Origin of the sequence: Vulcanisaeta distributa JCM 11217, from assembly GCF_001316005.1 — an archaeon.
Taxonomy (GTDB): domain Archaea; phylum Thermoproteota; class Thermoprotei; order Thermoproteales; family Thermocladiaceae; genus Vulcanisaeta; species Vulcanisaeta distributa_B.
In genome coordinates this window covers 40,389-55,923 of sequence record NZ_BBBJ01000005.1, presented here as the reverse complement: position 1 = coordinate 55,923, position 15,535 = coordinate 40,389, and the positions used below count along the sequence as shown (strand labels likewise).

Annotated in this window: 18 protein-coding genes and 2 pseudogenes; 15 read left to right on the top strand and 5 right to left on the bottom strand. The window is 43.6% G+C overall.

The window, feature by feature from the left end:
* Positions 1-189: 189 nt before the first annotated feature.
* From JCM11217_RS14465 to JCM11217_RS06195, 7 genes and pseudogenes are all read left to right on the top strand, one after another.
* Positions 190-381 carry a hypothetical protein gene (locus tag JCM11217_RS14465; RefSeq protein ID WP_243678549.1) on the top strand — a complete coding sequence of 64 codons (192 nt, stop codon included), beginning with the start codon at positions 190-192 and terminating at the stop codon, positions 379-381.
* On the top strand, positions 378-872 hold the full coding sequence (locus JCM11217_RS14460) for an alcohol dehydrogenase catalytic domain-containing protein (protein WP_243678548.1): 495 nt from the start codon (positions 378-380) through the stop codon (positions 870-872). The genes JCM11217_RS14465 and JCM11217_RS14460 overlap by 4 nt, the downstream gene beginning before the upstream one ends.
* On the top strand, positions 856-1,209 hold the full coding sequence (locus JCM11217_RS14455; protein WP_243678547.1) for a zinc-binding dehydrogenase: 354 nt from the start codon (positions 856-858) through the stop codon (positions 1,207-1,209). The genes JCM11217_RS14460 and JCM11217_RS14455 overlap by 17 nt, the downstream gene beginning before the upstream one ends.
* A 298-nt stretch (positions 1,210-1,507) precedes the next feature.
* Positions 1,508-1,967: pseudogene (locus tag JCM11217_RS06210) on the top strand (50S ribosomal protein L19e).
* Between the two features lie 58 nt (positions 1,968-2,025).
* On the top strand, positions 2,026-2,667 hold the full coding sequence (locus tag JCM11217_RS06205) for a 50S ribosomal protein L18 (protein WP_054842397.1): 642 nt from the start codon (positions 2,026-2,028) through the stop codon (positions 2,665-2,667).
* A gap of 103 nt (positions 2,668-2,770) precedes the next feature.
* The gene (locus JCM11217_RS06200) at positions 2,771-4,159 is read left to right on the top strand and encodes an MFS transporter (protein WP_054842396.1); all 1,389 of its coding nucleotides are present in this window, start codon (positions 2,771-2,773) and stop codon (positions 4,157-4,159) included.
* A 250-nt stretch (positions 4,160-4,409) separates the two neighbouring features.
* Positions 4,410-5,312 (top strand): EamA family transporter, encoded by a 903-nt coding sequence (locus JCM11217_RS06195; RefSeq protein WP_243678546.1) that lies wholly within the window; start codon positions 4,410-4,412, stop codon positions 5,310-5,312.
* Here the strand turns inward: JCM11217_RS06195 and aspS are convergent.
* Both aspS and JCM11217_RS06185 read right to left on the bottom strand, forming a co-directional pair.
* A pseudogene (aspS, locus tag JCM11217_RS06190) lies at positions 5,313-6,633 on the bottom strand (aspartate--tRNA(Asn) ligase).
* Positions 6,634-6,673: 40 nt separating this feature from the next.
* Positions 6,674-7,123: a transcription elongation factor NusA gene (locus JCM11217_RS06185; RefSeq protein ID WP_243678545.1), complete on the bottom strand. Its 450-nt coding sequence runs from the start codon at positions 7,121-7,123 to the stop codon at positions 6,674-6,676.
* Positions 7,124-7,310: 187 nt separating this feature from the next.
* Here JCM11217_RS06185 and JCM11217_RS06180 point away from each other — a divergent pair, with 187 nt between their 5' ends.
* The 3 genes from JCM11217_RS06180 (at position 7,311) to JCM11217_RS06170 (ending at position 9,813) form a co-directional block, all read left to right on the top strand.
* Positions 7,311-8,249 carry an ABC transporter ATP-binding protein gene (locus JCM11217_RS06180; protein WP_054842473.1) on the top strand — a complete coding sequence of 313 codons (939 nt, stop codon included), beginning with the start codon at positions 7,311-7,313 and terminating at the stop codon, positions 8,247-8,249.
* Positions 8,227-9,018, top strand: a complete 792-nt coding sequence (locus tag JCM11217_RS06175) for an ABC transporter permease (protein ID WP_054842472.1) — start codon at positions 8,227-8,229, stop codon at positions 9,016-9,018. Before JCM11217_RS06180 ends, JCM11217_RS06175 begins: the two co-directional genes overlap by 23 nt.
* 93 nt (positions 9,019-9,111) lie before the next feature.
* The gene (locus JCM11217_RS06170; protein ID WP_243678544.1) at positions 9,112-9,813 is read left to right on the top strand and encodes a hypothetical protein; all 702 of its coding nucleotides are present in this window, start codon (positions 9,112-9,114) and stop codon (positions 9,811-9,813) included.
* On the opposite strand, the gene JCM11217_RS06165 is transcribed toward JCM11217_RS06170, so the two are convergent.
* Positions 9,799-10,050, bottom strand: coding sequence for a hypothetical protein (locus JCM11217_RS06165; RefSeq protein WP_054842395.1), 252 nt, complete (start codon positions 10,048-10,050; stop codon positions 9,799-9,801). The two genes, JCM11217_RS06170 and JCM11217_RS06165, sit on opposite strands and share 15 nt — an antisense overlap.
* 140 nt (positions 10,051-10,190) lie before the next feature.
* Positions 10,191-11,726 carry a hypothetical protein gene (locus tag JCM11217_RS06160; protein ID WP_054842394.1) on the bottom strand — a complete coding sequence of 512 codons (1,536 nt, stop codon included), beginning with the start codon at positions 11,724-11,726 and terminating at the stop codon, positions 10,191-10,193.
* 363 nt (positions 11,727-12,089) lie between these two features.
* Here JCM11217_RS06160 and JCM11217_RS06155 point away from each other — a divergent pair, with 363 nt between their 5' ends.
* A complete protein-coding gene (locus tag JCM11217_RS06155) occupies positions 12,090-12,680 on the top strand; it encodes a hypothetical protein (protein WP_243678543.1) in 591 nt (196 codons plus the stop codon).
* Between the two features lie 23 nt (positions 12,681-12,703).
* Positions 12,704-13,606, top strand: a complete 903-nt coding sequence (locus JCM11217_RS06150; protein WP_243678542.1) for a hypothetical protein — start codon at positions 12,704-12,706, stop codon at positions 13,604-13,606.
* Here the strand turns inward: JCM11217_RS06150 and JCM11217_RS14450 are convergent.
* Positions 13,577-13,753: a hypothetical protein gene (locus tag JCM11217_RS14450; protein ID WP_243678541.1), complete on the bottom strand. Its 177-nt coding sequence runs from the start codon at positions 13,751-13,753 to the stop codon at positions 13,577-13,579. The genes JCM11217_RS06150 and JCM11217_RS14450 overlap by 30 nt on opposite strands.
* A 95-nt stretch (positions 13,754-13,848) precedes the next feature.
* Here JCM11217_RS14450 and JCM11217_RS06140 point away from each other — a divergent pair, with 95 nt between their 5' ends.
* From JCM11217_RS06140 to JCM11217_RS06130, 3 genes are read left to right on the top strand one after another with little or no spacing between them, the layout of a single operon-like run.
* Complete coding sequence (locus JCM11217_RS06140) at positions 13,849-14,622, top strand: hypothetical protein (RefSeq protein WP_054842390.1); 774 nt, start codon at positions 13,849-13,851, stop codon at positions 14,620-14,622.
* Positions 14,603-14,818, top strand: a complete 216-nt coding sequence (locus JCM11217_RS06135; RefSeq protein WP_054842389.1) for a hypothetical protein — start codon at positions 14,603-14,605, stop codon at positions 14,816-14,818. Before JCM11217_RS06140 ends, JCM11217_RS06135 begins: the two co-directional genes overlap by 20 nt.
* A gap of 14 nt (positions 14,819-14,832) precedes the next feature.
* Complete coding sequence (locus tag JCM11217_RS06130; protein ID WP_054842388.1) at positions 14,833-15,399, top strand: hypothetical protein; 567 nt, start codon at positions 14,833-14,835, stop codon at positions 15,397-15,399.
* Positions 15,400-15,535: the final 136 nt, after the last annotated feature.

Below are 15,535 nucleotides of genomic sequence, written 5' to 3'. Positions count from 1 at the left end.
TAGCCTCGTTGTATTTTTAACTAAAAATGAAATAGGGTGAGATATCCAAAGAAGACTTCCAGAACACTATATTAAACTCACGGTCGCCGTAATCACAGTAATGATGGGCATTTACGCCATACTGCATGTGTCAAGAATTTGAAAACCACCGCATACTGCTTTAAATTAAGGTTTATTGAGAATAACGTAATGCGTGCTGTGATCTTCGACAAGCCAGGTATGGAGAATGTACGTGTGATGGATGTCGAGATACCAAGGCCTGGACCGAACGAGGTGTTAGTGCGTGTTAAATATGCAGGTGTTAATCCAGTGGATTACTTCACAATCAATAGGGGCGGTAAACCAATGCCACACATACCAGGTGCGGAGTTGCCGGCGTGATTGAGGAGGTTGACTCAAACGTTAAGGGTGTTAACATTGGCGATGAGGTCGTGATCTACAACAGGCTATTTGATGGTACCTGCAGGTATTGCTTAATTGGGCATGAAGAATTATGCGTGAATGGTGGTTTAATAGGCGTTGTGACTAATGGTGGGTTTGCGGAATACGCAGTTGTGCCCGCAATTAACGCAATAAAGGTACCAAAGAACGTCGGTCTTGACGAAGCAGCAACACTGCCCGTTGGCGCATTAACCGCCTGGCACATGGTCTTCGACAGGGCCGGCGTAAAGCCCGGTGAATTGGTCGTTATATTTGGGGGGGCCACGGGCAACGTGGGTAGTTATGCCGTTCAGTTCGCAAAACTAGCTGGTGCCACAGTCATAGCAGTAAGCCGTAAGGCAAGCAAGGTTAAGGATGCATTAATGGGGGCTAGGCGCCGATTACGTAGTAACGCCGGAGGAGGCTCAAGCGCTAGTGAACGAGTTAAGTAATGGGCTTGGCGCTGACTTAGTGGTTGACGCCGTTGGCCAAGCAACCTGGAACCTAAGCTTCCAATTGGTTACCCGTTACGGTAGGTGGGTGACGGCCGGCGCACTTACCGGTGGCGATGTTACGCTTAGTCTACCGTCACTATACTCAAGAGAGGTCACCGTAATAGGCTCGACAGGCGGTACCAGAGCCGAACTTATTAAACTACTTGACCTAATCAGTAAGCGCAGGATCAAGGCACCAATCCACTCAAAAATGGGTCTTGACAGTGTTAAGGAAGCATTCGACACTATGTTTAAGGCTGAGGATAGGGTAGGCAAGATATTACTTATGCCGTGAAAAGACCCAGCTATAATCAGGACCAGCATCGATAAATTTTCAATAATACTATCTTGAGACTTGGCAATAATTATTCATTATATTACTCATCATGTTTAATATAATTCTCAATTGCTGAATCTATTTAATTCTAGGTCCCTGGTCCCTAGATTTAATAAGGTCTAATAATTCCTTACTTGATCATCAAGTCTCAAATATACTAACAGGATAATACACCATACAAAGCTATTAAGCATGGGAGATAGGGGATATATGCGTTAAGTAAACACTTAAAAACCGCATTTGCAGCAAGCCACTGATGGTTGACGTTAAGAAATTGGCTGCTGAGGTGCTTGGTGTTGGTGAGTCGCGGGTTAGGATTAGCCCTGAGGCTCTTGATAGGCTTGAGGAGGTTACCACTAAGGCTGATGTTAGGGCTTTGATTAAGGAGGGCTTGATATACGCTGAGTATGCCAAGGGTGTTAGCAGGGGGGGGTAGGTGGCGTGAATTGCATGAGAAGAGGAGGAAGGGTAGGAGGAGGGGGGGCGTTGGTAGTAGGAAGGGTAGTAAGTACGCTAGGCTTGATCCTAAGGAGGCTTGGGTTAATAAGGTTAGGGCATTGAGGAGGTACCTAAACTCACTTAAGAGGAGGGGGGGCTTAATTGATGCGAAGACCTGGAGGGAGCTTTATCTTCAGGTTAAGGGTGGTAGGTTCGATAGTGTGGCGTCGCTTAGGGCATACCTAATTAGCAATAACCTCCTTAAGCAACAGCGGTAAAGACATTCCTCCACCCTAGAAATACTTATTAAGTGATTATCTTCTTGGGTTTACGAACATGGCAAGGACTGGGCGCTATAAAGTAAAATTCAGAAGAAGAAGGGAGGGCAAGACTAATTATTACAAGCGTAGGGAGATGATTAAAAGCGGTTTGCCTAGACTTGTTGTTAGGAGGACGAATAAGTACGTAATTGCCCAGGTCATTGTACCTAAGGTTATGGGTGATGAGGTTGTCGTGAGTGCCACGTCTAAGGAGTTGGTGGGTTTCGGTTGGAAGGGTGGTCTAAAGAGTACACCAAGTGCTTACCTCGTGGGTTTAATAATTGGGTATAAGGCGTTGCTTAAGGGCGTTAAGAGGGCAATACTTGACATTGGGCTTCATAGGCCGACTAAGGGTGCTCGCGTCTTTGCAGTCCTTAAGGGCGCACTTGATGCAGGTCTTGAGATACCTCATGGTGAGGATGTGCTCCCTGACGAGGATAGGATAAGCGGTAAGCACATTGCTGAGTATGCGGAGAAGCTTAAGGGTGAGAATGAGGCGTTGTATAAGGCTCGATTCTCGCAGTACCTGGCCAAGGGCCTGGACCCAGTTGACTTACCAAAGCATTTCGAGGAGGTTAGGGATAAGATAAGGAATTATTACATGGGTTGGTTTAAGAAGCTGAACATAGAAATACCCCAGGAGGCCGAGGAGGAATAGGGTAAGTTTAATTGTTTCTTTCTATTTCTCATAAATACCACCTCACAATACATTCTCACCAACTTAAGTAATTAGTACTCTCGAGTAATCTTTAAAAATAAACATGTTATTGATAAATAATAACAAAGTGATTGATATGAAGGCATCCGAGAACCTGAGATTATCGGGGATTCACTATGTTATGTTTGTGAGCTACTCACTCACGTTCTTAATATGGGGATTTGTGACCACGAGTGGTGTCATGTCAATTTACTACTTCTCTAAGTACATACCCAGGTTCTTAGTGCCCATCTCCGTAGCTCTCGGACCGATATCCCTAATGATTGGTAATGTGTTTATGGGTAGGTTGGCGGATATCGTTGGTAGGAGGGGGGGTATCTACGCCTATACAATGAGTCTATATACCATTGGGTTGATAGGCATGGGGTTGTCAATCCTTCTATCAAATGTAATACCGGCGTCTGAGGCCTTCATACCGTTCATTATATCGTACATATTAGCCGAGATAGGCGTTGGTGGTGAGGAACCGCCAGCACTTGCCGCGGCTACGGAGTTAATGCCGTATAATTACAGGGGGGGTTCCATGCTCGTCTTAATAACGAATTTCGATAATATAGGCGCGGCCATAGCATCGGCAATACTATTGCTGGCGTTGATGAGGGGCACCCAGTTATCCGCTACCTGGACCATGATTGGTTCCGCGATAATCGTCTTAATAGTAGCGGTAATCATTAGGTTAATAACGCCTGAATCAGTTAGATGGCTCGTCGTTAAGGGCAGAGTTAGTGAAGCTGAAAGGATAGCCAATGAGTATGGCCTATCATACACCCTCACTGAAGGCCCTAGGCAGAGCATTAGGTTTCCACCGTTGTGGTTTAGGACACTGGTACTATCTCTCCTCGGCATATCCCAGTTAGTGACCTATGGATTAATGGCCTTCTACATTGTTTACCTACCCTCACTGCCATTCTCTAGCAATGAGATGTTAGCTACTCAGGTGCTATTGTGGGCTAACGTGGGTGCTTCAATAGCTGGGTTAATTGGGTTAGTCATTGATAGGTTGAGTAGGAAGGTCTTCACCCTCATCTCATTCCTGGGTGGGTTATTGACCATGATACCCATATTCATGATATACGGCGTAATGAGCGGGAGTAGTTTGGCGTCATCTTTAGTCGTATTTTATGTATTATTATTCCTAAACATGGTATTTAGTGAGTTTGGTTGGGCTGTCAGGGTCCTCCTAGAACCCGAACTATATCCAACCAGGAATAGGGCTACCTGGGTTGGCGTTGTTAGATTCGTTGCGTGGGTAATGTACGTACTCCTAATCTACTACCTACTCGCCTCGGCAAATACCTACGTATACCTACTCTCAAACCTAATACTCTACGTAGTAGGTTTCCTAGCCGCATTGGCTTGGTTCATATTTGGTGTTGAGACTAGGGGGGGACTACCGGTACATGCGCTTGATAAGGCGGCGGACGGTAGGTAATGAACCAATGCATTCTTTAAAGACCCAGTCGTAGTCCATTATTAAATATTCTGGTGAAACCTCATGAAATAACTTAACGAAGCACTCACAGAATTCTAAGAAATTGATTTAGAAAGATTTTTAATTATCAAGTGCAGTAAAAGTTTCGCTCTCTTCCTTAAATCCCTAAACTCACGGTGAGTCCTATGGCTAAGCGGTACTTAGCATTGGCGATGCTCGCCTCGGCTCTGTGGGGGGAGTCTCATACCCAATGACTTACTTAGCATTGAGGCTATTCCATGTAAATGAACTAATTACCTTAAGTTACCTATTCTCCACGGTGGCGCTCCTCATAGTATCGCTATTTCATGGTTATGATGAGAAATCAATAATTGATGGCTTACTGTTGTCGCCAATAAATTACGTAATTGTTTACCTCTACACTGAGCTGTCAGGTGGTGTTGGTGGATTAACAGCCCTCATGAGCTCGAGCTATATAATACCATTAATAGTCCTTGACTATGTTAATAATAGGAATGTTAATGCGAGGTACCTAGTATCAGCGATCACCCTACTCGGAGCCCTATACCTATTGTTCCAGGGTTATAACGACTCAATATATGTGGCGTTACTCCTCATGGTTATGAACCTCGTATACACAATAGTCCTTGCAAGAGTTAATGATATTGATATCACAAACTTCGTATTCGGCCAATCACTAGGTACTCTCCTAATTTCATACTTAATGATACGGAATCCCTCAGCATTAACCCTCAGTCTTGATTACCTTTATTACCCATTAATACTGGCATTGGTTGGTAACGTAATACCCTACATATTATACGTGGAATCAATTAGGCAGATAGGCCCTGTCGAGACCTCGTTAACGTCTTCTATGGAGACCATTAGTTCATTAATAGCATCATTACCAATACAGCAATTACCAACAAACCCGGTGGCCTGGGTATTACTAGCCATTTCAATACTATCGCTCAATGTTGAATTGAGTAGAAGTAATGTATTGAGGAGACCGCAATTAATGAGCTATCGCCTACCTATACAGGTAAATGAGGGAAGTACCTCATCATTAAACATGGGGGGGTTTGGAAATCATGTAATATTAATCAATCCGCACCTAATAACTAGAATTATTGGGAAGAGGAAGGTGATATAGCTAAGGCTCAAGTCTGAACCTATCCCTTGGGTAAAGCACGACCTCACGAATGTTATCCCTCCTGAGCAATACCATTAGTAATCTGTAGAGTCCCATGCCCCAGCCAGCATGTGGTGGCATTCCATAGTCATAAATCATTAGGTGACTTTCGAAACTCTCAGGGTTAAGCCCCCCTCTTTCTTAGTGCCTCTATTAACTGTTCCTTAACGTGAATTCTACTACTACCTGACGCTATCTCTAGGCCGCCCATGACTAAGTCAAATGATTCACTGATTTTTGGATCCGAGTCGAGGGGGGGCTTTGTGTAGAATGCCCTTAAGTCCGTTGGGAAGTGTATTATGAAGAAGGGCTCGCCAAACTCCTCACTTAGGATCTCCAGGCCATTTTTAGGTACGTCATCGCCCCAATTAATCTTTAAACCCCCCCTCCTACCCAGTATGTCTAAGGCTTCGTCGTACGTAACTCTTCTAAATGGTTTCTTAGGAACCTTAATCTCTACGCCGTATTTAGCCAATTCATTACTAAACACCTTATTTACCCTATCATAGACGTTTATTATCACGTCCTCGAGAATGTCCATGACATCCACATAATTGGCAAAGGCCTCCTCAATATCCACTGATATAAACTCATTGAGGTGGTAATTCGTGTTATGCTTCTCAGCCCTATAGGCAGGGGGGGCTATCTCAAATACCCTCTCAAGGCTTGCCGTTAACTCCTCCTTATACAACTGCGGGCTCTGGGCCAGGTACGCAACCCTTTCGAAGTACTGCACGGCAAATAACTCGGCACCACCCTCCGTACTCGTAACAATTATCTTTGGTGTAAATACCTCGATGAATCCACGATTATAAAGCGCCTCACGAATTGCACGAACAACCTCACTCTCAACCCTAAATATTAATGAGTTGATTGGTCTCTTAAGATCGACCGATCTATACTTTAACCTCGTATCTAAGTCGGTCTCCACCGAGCCCCCCCATATATCTATTGGTAAAGCCTTTGACTTAGACACAACGTATACCTCGCTCGGGAAGACCTCAACCCCCCCAGCCCTGGCTATCTTACTCGCCTTGACAATCCCCCCCCTAACGACTATCGCATCCTCCCTACCCAACGACTGCGTTAACGATAAAACACTCTCCGGTGTAACGCCCTTCTTTATTGTTAATTGTATTATGCCCTCCCTATCCCTTAGTAGTATGAACTTTATATTGCCGAGATCCCTAATATCCCAAACCCAGCCCGCCAAAACCACCTCCTTACCGTCTAGTTCAGGAGTTACGTCTTTAGTCCAATGGGTCTTCCTTGGAAAACTCACGACCAACTTGTAGATTTTGGGGGGGATTTAAAAATTGTGATTACTTGGTAACCTCAACCCTAATGTTTGTACCGCTAATTTGACTAAGAACCTTAGCCAACTCACTTGGTCTGAACGGTAACCTCCTAAGTTCACTCTTTGTTATTCTGACTACGGTCTCCGTGGTGCCATCAGGAAGCCAGGACGTTGATACGGTGAGTATCCTGGCAGGAGAAGCCAATTGCGTGGCGAGCTCATTCACATTAACGCCCTTCTCAACAACCTTAACCCTCTTATTTAATGCCCTTTCGAGGTCATGCTCGATCTGCTGAACTATTGCCCGGGGGATTGCCTTTATGCCTTTAAGCACCACGATTATTAAATCACCAACCTCGTAAGACTTCACATACTCAACATTCTTCAGGATCTCTTCCATCTTTCCAGTGGCTATGTTCAGCAGTGCGTCACTAACATCGACATCAAGCATGGAGTACTCTCCACTATCGAGCAAAGACTGGCACTTCGCAGAACACCCTTGTCTTAACGCAGAAGGTGCAAAACGGTATTTTCATTCGACACTCATAAAAATGTCAGGCTTAATAAACCTTATGCCTTTGGACAGTGCATGTGATTAAAGCCTCATTAATGCGGTGATCGGCAAAACCTTATTACTCGGGTTGTTACATAGGGGGGGTTGTGTGAATGATGCAATAGTAGCCTCAAACCTTAGGAAGAGGTTCATTAGCTATGAACGTATTGGCTTTATAAGGAGGAGGAAGATCATAGTTGAGGCACTAAGGGGGGGTGTTTCCTTTAGGGTTAGGTGGGGGGGTGAGGTATATGGGTTGCTAGGTCCAAATGGCGCCGGCAAGACGACTACCGTTAAGATACTCGCCACCTTACTAATTCCCGATGATGGGTACGCCCTAATTGATGGGCATGACGTGGTTAAGGAAGCAAATGTTGTTAGGGGTATTATAGGGCTTGTTCTCTACCCAGATAAGGGATTTTACTCAAGGCTCAGTGGGTATGAAAACCTAGTCTACTTTGGCAGGCTCTATGGGTTGAGTAAGTCAATGGCAGAGGCGAGGGCTAGGGAGTTAATGAACCTCGTTGGGCTTGAGAATGCGATGAATAGACCCTATGAGGAGTACTCACTTGGTATGAGGGCTAGGCTTGCCATAGCCAGGGCGTTGATTCATGACCCACCTGTGCTGTTCCTTGATGAACCAACCATTGGTTTAGACCCAATCTCGGCGAGGGAGGTAAGGGAGTTGGTAAGGAGATTGAGAAAGGAGGGTAAGGCAATACTCTTTACCAGTCATAACCTTTGGGAGGTGGAGGAGGTCTGTGATAGGGTTGGTATAATAAATAATGGTAAGATGATTATCGAGGGTCCACCAAGAGACATAAAGGATATGCTTGGGTTGAAGTACGTAATTGAGGTTGAGGTTCAACTTAATGGTCGTGTGGAGACCATACGTGAGGAGACGGTTAATCCTGCTGAGACACTTCGTAGGGTAATAAGTGATGCTGAGGCAAGGGGTTTGAGGATAAGTAGGATTAGGATTAATGAACCCTCCCTGGAAGAGGCCTTTGTTAGGGTGATTGGTGATGAGGGTAAACAGGTTAGGTAAGGTTAATGCATTGCTTGCTGTGATGATGAATGAATTGAAGATAATAAGTAGGGAGCCGGGTGGCCTTGCGTTATTGATTATTCTTCCATACTTCATTGCTGGTGGTATGGCGTTCATAGCGTCATTCTTCGTTAGGGTAACCAGTGGGGGGGTATTCATTAGGCAGTTCATTGGGTTTGAGGTCTTGATGCTATCAATGATAATGATGCAGACAGGGGGGGCTAGGTTTCTATGGGAGGAGAGGAGGGGGGGTGGTAGGCTTGAGTTCCTGCTTGCATCGCCAACTAGCATGTACGTGATCCTATTCGGCACATCCCTCGTAATGATTGTGGTGAATATCGGCGCCTTTACGATAGCCTCCCTACCACTATTTTACGCTGAGTATGGGTTGATCGGAGCTGTGAGATTAGCCGTAGCCCTTCTATTACTCTTCATTGGGTTACTACCTCTCTATGGTATTGGATTATTAATAGCGGGTTTAGTCATGAGACTCAACGACGCGGACTCTGTGACTAACGTGCTAACACCAATACTAACAATATTGTCAGGGGCTACATACCCAATATACGTACTACCCTGGTGGATTAGGGAGCTCGTCTATGCATTACCCATGTACATAACCTTCTACTCCATGTACCTGGAGAGCATCGGTCATGAAAGCCTCACCCTAATTGCTTATCTAATCGCCGCAACGATAATTTACCTACTACTTGGGATGACCTCGTATGCGAGACTCGAAAGGGAATTCAAGAATAGGGGGGGCATTTAGGGGGGGGTTGGGTATTGAAGTTTGGAGGGGGGGCTTACGCTTACTGTTTTCTAAGCCATCATCAATAATGATAAACATAATAACGGCACCACTATGGCTCGCATTCTTCATACTAACACTCAGGGGGGGTTCGGCGTATTTACACTGGGCGAATTCACTCTTCAATTATTCCTTTGGGCTGCCTATGCCTTCGCACTATACTCAAGCTGGTTGTGGGGGGGCTTTGGTAATGGAATAATTGAGGAGGGTTATGAGGGCGTTCTCGAGAATGTGATGGCCACCACAAATAGCCTGCTAACTCATGTGGTTGGTTGGGGGGGCATCGCATACTCCATATACACATTACTTGACTTGGTGGCGCTCGTGATAAGCTTCTACATCGTGTTTGGCTTAGTCATAGATGTTAAGGACCCCCCCCTACTCCTCGCAATATCGGTAATACTTGCCTCACTACAACTCCTCTTCATATCAACGATATACGCAATGCTCGTGATTAGGCTCAGGTCCAACTGGGTTATCACAGACATAATGCAGTTCCTAATGCCAGCATTAGGCGGGTTAATACCCAGCGAGGCGAGTAAGTACATAATGATGATAAACGAGTGCTCACCAATAGCCTACCCATTCGTAATAATGCGTGAAGCTGCCCTGGGCTACCTAGAACTCCCCATACCAATTACTTACCAACTGCTTTACTCGGTGACCACGGTAATATCCCTATTCCTCATTACGGTAATACTCGTGAAGATATTTGACAGGCGTTTAAGGGAGGAGGGTAAGTTAGGCCTTACGTGACCCAGCCCTAACTATCCTATAAACAGCCACTATTATTAATGCGATTATCAGTATGAAAATAACGTATATAAGAATTTCATACCTCAGTATGAAATTTACGAGGCCTATCTTATTAACATCACCATTCATAATAGCCTGCACCAATAAATACCTTGATAGCTGGGCGAGCGAGTCGTAAGGCCTTGACGATTCCTGATACTCACTAACTATTTCATTGACTAAGCCCCCAATTACCACTCGTTATTGCACTGCCAATTGTGGTGTTTAGGAATTGCGGATTACCCGACTCCTCAAGTATCTCCTCCGCCTCGAAGTATGTTGGCGGTATTACGTAGCATTTAATGAGGACTCATTGGTGACGCCGAGGTAATTAATGCTTAATGTAATTGTGATGAGCCCAGCGTCTGTGGCGTAAATGTTGATGACCCATTAATGAGGACTGTAGACGGTACCTCAGAGCCATTTAGGAATGTGGCGTATGCCCTTATTGTCTCGTTGAGTATTAATGGATAACCATTGTAGTAACCAACTGTGTTGTTGATCCATAGGTTTAGGTAATCCCAATAACTGATGGCCTCGCTCGTTAATGCGTATGTTGATGCAGTGATAAGTAATGCGCATTCTCTATCAAATCCTAAACTTAGTGATGTGTTGGCCGTGACCGTCATGGTCTCGTTAATGCAGCCCTGAAGCGTTAAGTTAACGGGTAATTCAATCGGCGGGTAATCATTAAGCGTTATATTTACTGCCTCATCATGGCCTATGATCACCAATGGCTTGGCCTGCACGTTTAAACCATATAACTCCACATTAGCCACCGTGATGTTGTTTGATGACCATACTCCAAATTCCACATTAACTACGTATATGCTTGGCATCATAGGCTTAATCAATACATTAACGAGCGTTGACTTACCCGGTGGTAAATAAACGATTGTTGATGAGTACAATGAGCCGTTTAAGAACGTACTTAACACACCCTGATAAGTGAGTGTTGAGGGCATTGTGATATTAATGACCACGTTAATTACCTGCGGGTATATGGATATCGCCGGCGATTCCAGGACTATCGATGGTGTTGGTCTCTGAATGGTTATGTTGTTAAATCCGGTATTTATGGTTAATACGGTATTATTTATGGGTAGGGAGTACTTAACCTGCAGTGTTGAGTTACTTACCTCCTTACCAAGAACCACGTACTTATACGGGCCATATATGCTTAGGTTTGCGATTACATACTCGCCATTACCCGTCATATTCCATAGGTAATAAACCAAGTTGATTGATGGGAATACAATACCTATCCTCGTGGTGATTGTTGTATTTGTAATCGATAAAGTAATGTAATAACCTGTGTAGGTCACATTTATCACGTTCCATGCAACGCCCTCACCATTACATGGAATGAGTACGCCACCTATGTATGTATTGTTTACGTAGAATTCACCGTTATAAAACACCGAGAAGCTTGGGCAGGTTTTTGGTGCTAATAAGTTGATGGTCACGTTAACTAAGGCCCAATGCGGTGCCAATACGGTGATTCTGGGCAGAAGCTTTATTGCGGGGCTTGATATATTTATGTCAAGTGTTGTTATTACGTACGTGCTATAGTTAACATATACTGTCCCAGCGAGACCCTTCAACATTGACTGCGTAATTCCCACGTTATTGACATATACATTAACTACTGTGTAATTGCCGTTTATGTAATACGTGGCGTTCAGTACGCCCACCTGCGCAGGCACTACGTTGTATCCAACGGATATTGCCGTGCTTGGGCTATTGTATAGGTAGATATCCCCCTGACCACTTGACACGGTGGCGTTCGTGAAGAAGTAAACACTGATTACTGACTCGCCCGGGCTTAGGGTTAGGGTTTCATTAGTCTTAATTGTTCCAGTTGCTTTCTTCATTAGTAATTTATAGGTGAACCTATGGCAGTGATATATACTTTAACTAATATAATATTTGTTAAACTAATATAATATTTGTTACTTTTCGGTAATGTGGTAAATATTGCTGCTTACTCCCTAGGTGTTGAGGAACTTTGTTCAGAGCTCTCCGTTGGGGTTTTGGGCTTAATATTCGTTACCTTGGCTTTGGTGCGGCTTATCATGTATGTTGCGGGTTTTACCTTTATTTTGTCTCATCACTTGTTAGAATGTGCGTGACTTCGTACTTAAGCTTGGTTGTTCTCTTTTTCAATCGTCTGCTTAAGCCAATTCAGTACTAGTTCGGCAGTAACTTATTAGTCTTGCTGGGAATTAAATCCACAGATGTCTTTATGGCTCTTGAGGTTGTTAAACCAAAAATCTGCTGGGGGAGTCAAGGTAAAAGGCTCGAGAAGACTTAAGTGCGGTGAGCCAGTCGATGACCCAAGGGTCATTAAGGAGGTAATGAAGTTAATTAATGAGTTCCTAAACCGAGTAGAGAGGCACAAAAGCTTGTTGTTAAGTGATTCAGCGACGCCATTTGACGAGTCAATAAGGGCATTAAATAATTGGCTAACTAACGCCGTTGCCATGGTTAATGATAACGAAGTGATTGCAGAACTAATGCCTGCCGAGCAAAAGACTAGCAATGAGATGATTGAGCTATTAAGCCAAGTAAGGAAGAAATGGTTAAGCGCATACAAGCCAGAGCTTAGAGAACTGATCGAGAAGCTAAGGAAAGGAGAAGCTGAAATAATCATTAATGGAGAACCGTTTAACAGTAACAAATCATTCATAGCGTATTTATATACGGAGAACTTAGCTATTGAGGTTGATAAAGTCGCTAAGTCGGAAAGTATAACGATGATTATATCACTCACCGGCCTTAGTGGCGTTTATGTGACTACGCGAGATTATTCAGCGAGAACAAGCTGAGGGCTATGCAATACGGACTACTGTTGACGGATGGGGCAATCCACGAGGAGGGCTACCCAGAAATGAACACAAACCGGCTCTGGCAAGCCATCGTTTTCACGTTAATATTTCCAGGCAGGACTTACATGAACATAAATGGCATAAACATCAATAATGATGACATAAGCATTAAGTGGAATTTAAAGGCCATGGACTATAAGGATAAGTTTGAGGATAAGACCATAATCGCTGAGGAAGCGAGTAAGCTTAGCAATGAGGAGTTCCTGCCATTCATACTCTTCTTAATTCTAGGTGATGGTTACGTAACTAATAAGAACGCGATTGGACTTACCCTAGGTAACTCAAAACATGAGCTATGGAGTGGCATAATTAAGAGATTGGAGAACCTTAGGTTTAGGATGTATGATGAAAAGCATAAAATTGTGTATATGGTTATGTCCTCGAAGGCCATTGAGTTGGCGAAGAAGATGCTTAGTGATCCAACAATTAAGGCTTTGATTGAGAACTTGAGTAAGCTACCCGATGCAGATAAGCTTAGACGATTAATTAGATTAATTAACATAACGATTAAACCGAGGGATAGGTCTTCAGTCGAGATTGCCGGCATTAAAATGAGCGTTTTTGTGAATGATGATGGTTTCGTGGAGTTAAAAGTTGGCCGTAAGGAGTATGAGGAGGCCAGGACAATCTTAGAGAGGTTGAAGGGCGCTGGTTATGAGGAGGTTGAGCTGAGTAAGTGGATTGATAGGTACGTGGTCTATATGGGCATGAATGCAATCAGGAAGTACCCTGAGCTTGTTGCTAAGGTTTGCGAGATATTAAAAAGAATGCTTGAAGAAGCAATAAATGAAGGAAACGAAAGAAGGGCAAAGAAGATAACAAAGGCGATGACAAACCTAAACTGCCCCCCCGCTCAGATTTGCTAGGTCGTATATTAGGAAGTGCGTGCTATTCACAGCAGGTGTTAATGCCCTAGCATTGATTGATGTAAAGATTAGGATTATCAATATAGTGACTACGTATCTCCTAATTACCGAGAGCGCGCGTCCATTCCAACTACTATTCACACTCATATTTAGTAAATACATTAATATTAAAGTTATTAAAACCTTTCAATTCCATGATAAAAAAATAATACTTTTTAAATCGCAATATATTAACGAAATCAGTGCATGATATAAGGAGCAGCATTTTAGGAATTGCGGATGCGTTAAGGAACTCATTCAATGACGTACTCATAACAGGCTCTTACTTAATGAATAAGGTATTCACTATAAAAGTAGGTCCTGAGGGTACGATTAACGAGGCCGAGACTCTCTCGAGCATGTTTAAGGATGTCGCAGTACTAATTGACGACCTTGGTTTCCTAAATTCCCTAGGCTCACTAAGCATTGCCAGGATTAGGGGCTCACTCGTGGTGTTTGTTTACGATATTCACGACATAAGGCCATTCTGTGAATTAACGGGTTTACCATGCCTAGAACCCTGGGATCAGGAGAGCCTTGTTAAGGCCATTAAGGAGAGCCGAGATTACAGTGAGGCCTTTGAACTACCATACATAGTGAGGTTAGGACCTTGGCTGAGCGTGGGTGAGGGTCTCAGCGGCATTGGTGTTAAGCGTAGGGAGGCTACGTTTAATAAGAATTGGGGGGGCGAGCCCATGCGTTGGGGGGGTCTTAATCGATTGTTGAGTAATATCCGTAGGAGAATTCCTGAGGAGGTTGGGGGGGTTAGGTCTCGTGATAATATTACCGTCATTGGTAAGGGTGATGGAGTTCTTGTGTCAGGCCCTGCGTGGTCATTTATTAAGGAACGCCTTGATAAAGTCAGTAATTACTCAGTGGTTCTATCATTGTATATAAATCCATTACCCAGGGATTTTATTAATGTTAAGTACGTTGTTGATCCAGGGGGATTACCTAGTGAAGGAGGTTGGCGTTGATAGGCTTATGATTGATGATATCAATAAGTGGTATAACGACTTAATTAATAATGCAGTTCAACAGCTCTTTTTTCGAGGACCAGGAGACCCATTAATGCTCATTGAGTGGCTTTTTTCAAAGTATAGGAGGCAGGGTGAGGTACCAATAATTGTGATTGACCCATCATACATGCACATAATCGGTACTGAAGGCTGACGCCAAGCTATGACATGCTTCCAACATTCTTCGAACCGAGGAATTTTGATCAAGTAGTTGATTTTGTGACAAACCCATTAATGTCAATATTGGCATTTCTAAGAGCTGGTTATGATTACGGCAGGTTAATAGCAGTGGTTAATCCATGCTCATTATTGAACCAGGAGGATATAATCCGTGAGATTATTAATACCTATCACGGTAATTATCTCATGATAATTCCATTAATTAATGATGAATGTAACGAGGCTTTAAACGGTCTATCTAAAGTCAATGCTCAATATCAAGTCGTAAATTACGACCCAAGCAACCCCCCCCTGAGCTCACTACAGGATGTTTTGGGCATTGTCAATTCACGTGGTATAATTGTAATACGTATCTCGGCGCATTCCCTAGGTAAATACGCGTTTAGTATCGTTGATGAGTATTGCGATAATTGCGGTGATTGCTTAAGGATTAATTGCCCAGCCATTAAGTTAAGTAAGAAGCCCATTATTGACGCTAAGACATGCGTTGGCTGTGGTATTTGCCAATTAGTGTGCTTGAGGGGGGGTGCGATAACTAGGGTTAAGGTATCGTGAAAAATATTTAAATACACGTACTTAATTTTACGTGAATTATATAGTATATGTAGTAATTTTTCCACTACACTTGCTATATAGCAAGTGTACCCTTCACACCATAAAGGCATTTAAACCCTCCATAGCCCCCTGAAAA

Coding starts and splice junctions, on each gene's coding strand:
- JCM11217_RS14465 (WP_243678549.1), top strand. CDS start 190: ATGCGTGCTGTGATCTTCGACAAGCCAGGTATGGAGAATGTACGTGTG.
- JCM11217_RS06205 (WP_054842397.1), top strand. CDS start 2,026: ATGGCAAGGACTGGGCGCTATAAAGTAAAATTCAGAAGAAGAAGGGAG.
- JCM11217_RS06200 (WP_054842396.1), top strand. CDS start 2,771: ATGTTATTGATAAATAATAACAAAGTGATTGATATGAAGGCATCCGAG.
- JCM11217_RS06195 (WP_243678546.1), top strand. CDS start 4,410: ATGACTTACTTAGCATTGAGGCTATTCCATGTAAATGAACTAATTACC.
- JCM11217_RS06175 (WP_054842472.1), top strand. CDS start 8,227: ATGAGGGTAAACAGGTTAGGTAAGGTTAATGCATTGCTTGCTGTGATG.
- JCM11217_RS06170 (WP_243678544.1), top strand. CDS start 9,112: ATGGCTCGCATTCTTCATACTAACACTCAGGGGGGGTTCGGCGTATTT.
- JCM11217_RS06160 (WP_054842394.1), bottom strand. CDS start 11,726: ATGAAGAAAGCAACTGGAACAATTAAGACTAATGAAACCCTAACCCTA.
- JCM11217_RS06155 (WP_243678543.1), top strand. CDS start 12,090: ATGTCTTTATGGCTCTTGAGGTTGTTAAACCAAAAATCTGCTGGGGGA.
- JCM11217_RS14450 (WP_243678541.1), bottom strand. CDS start 13,753: ATGAGTGTGAATAGTAGTTGGAATGGACGCGCGCTCTCGGTAATTAGG.
- JCM11217_RS06130 (WP_054842388.1), top strand. CDS start 14,833: ATGCTTCCAACATTCTTCGAACCGAGGAATTTTGATCAAGTAGTTGAT.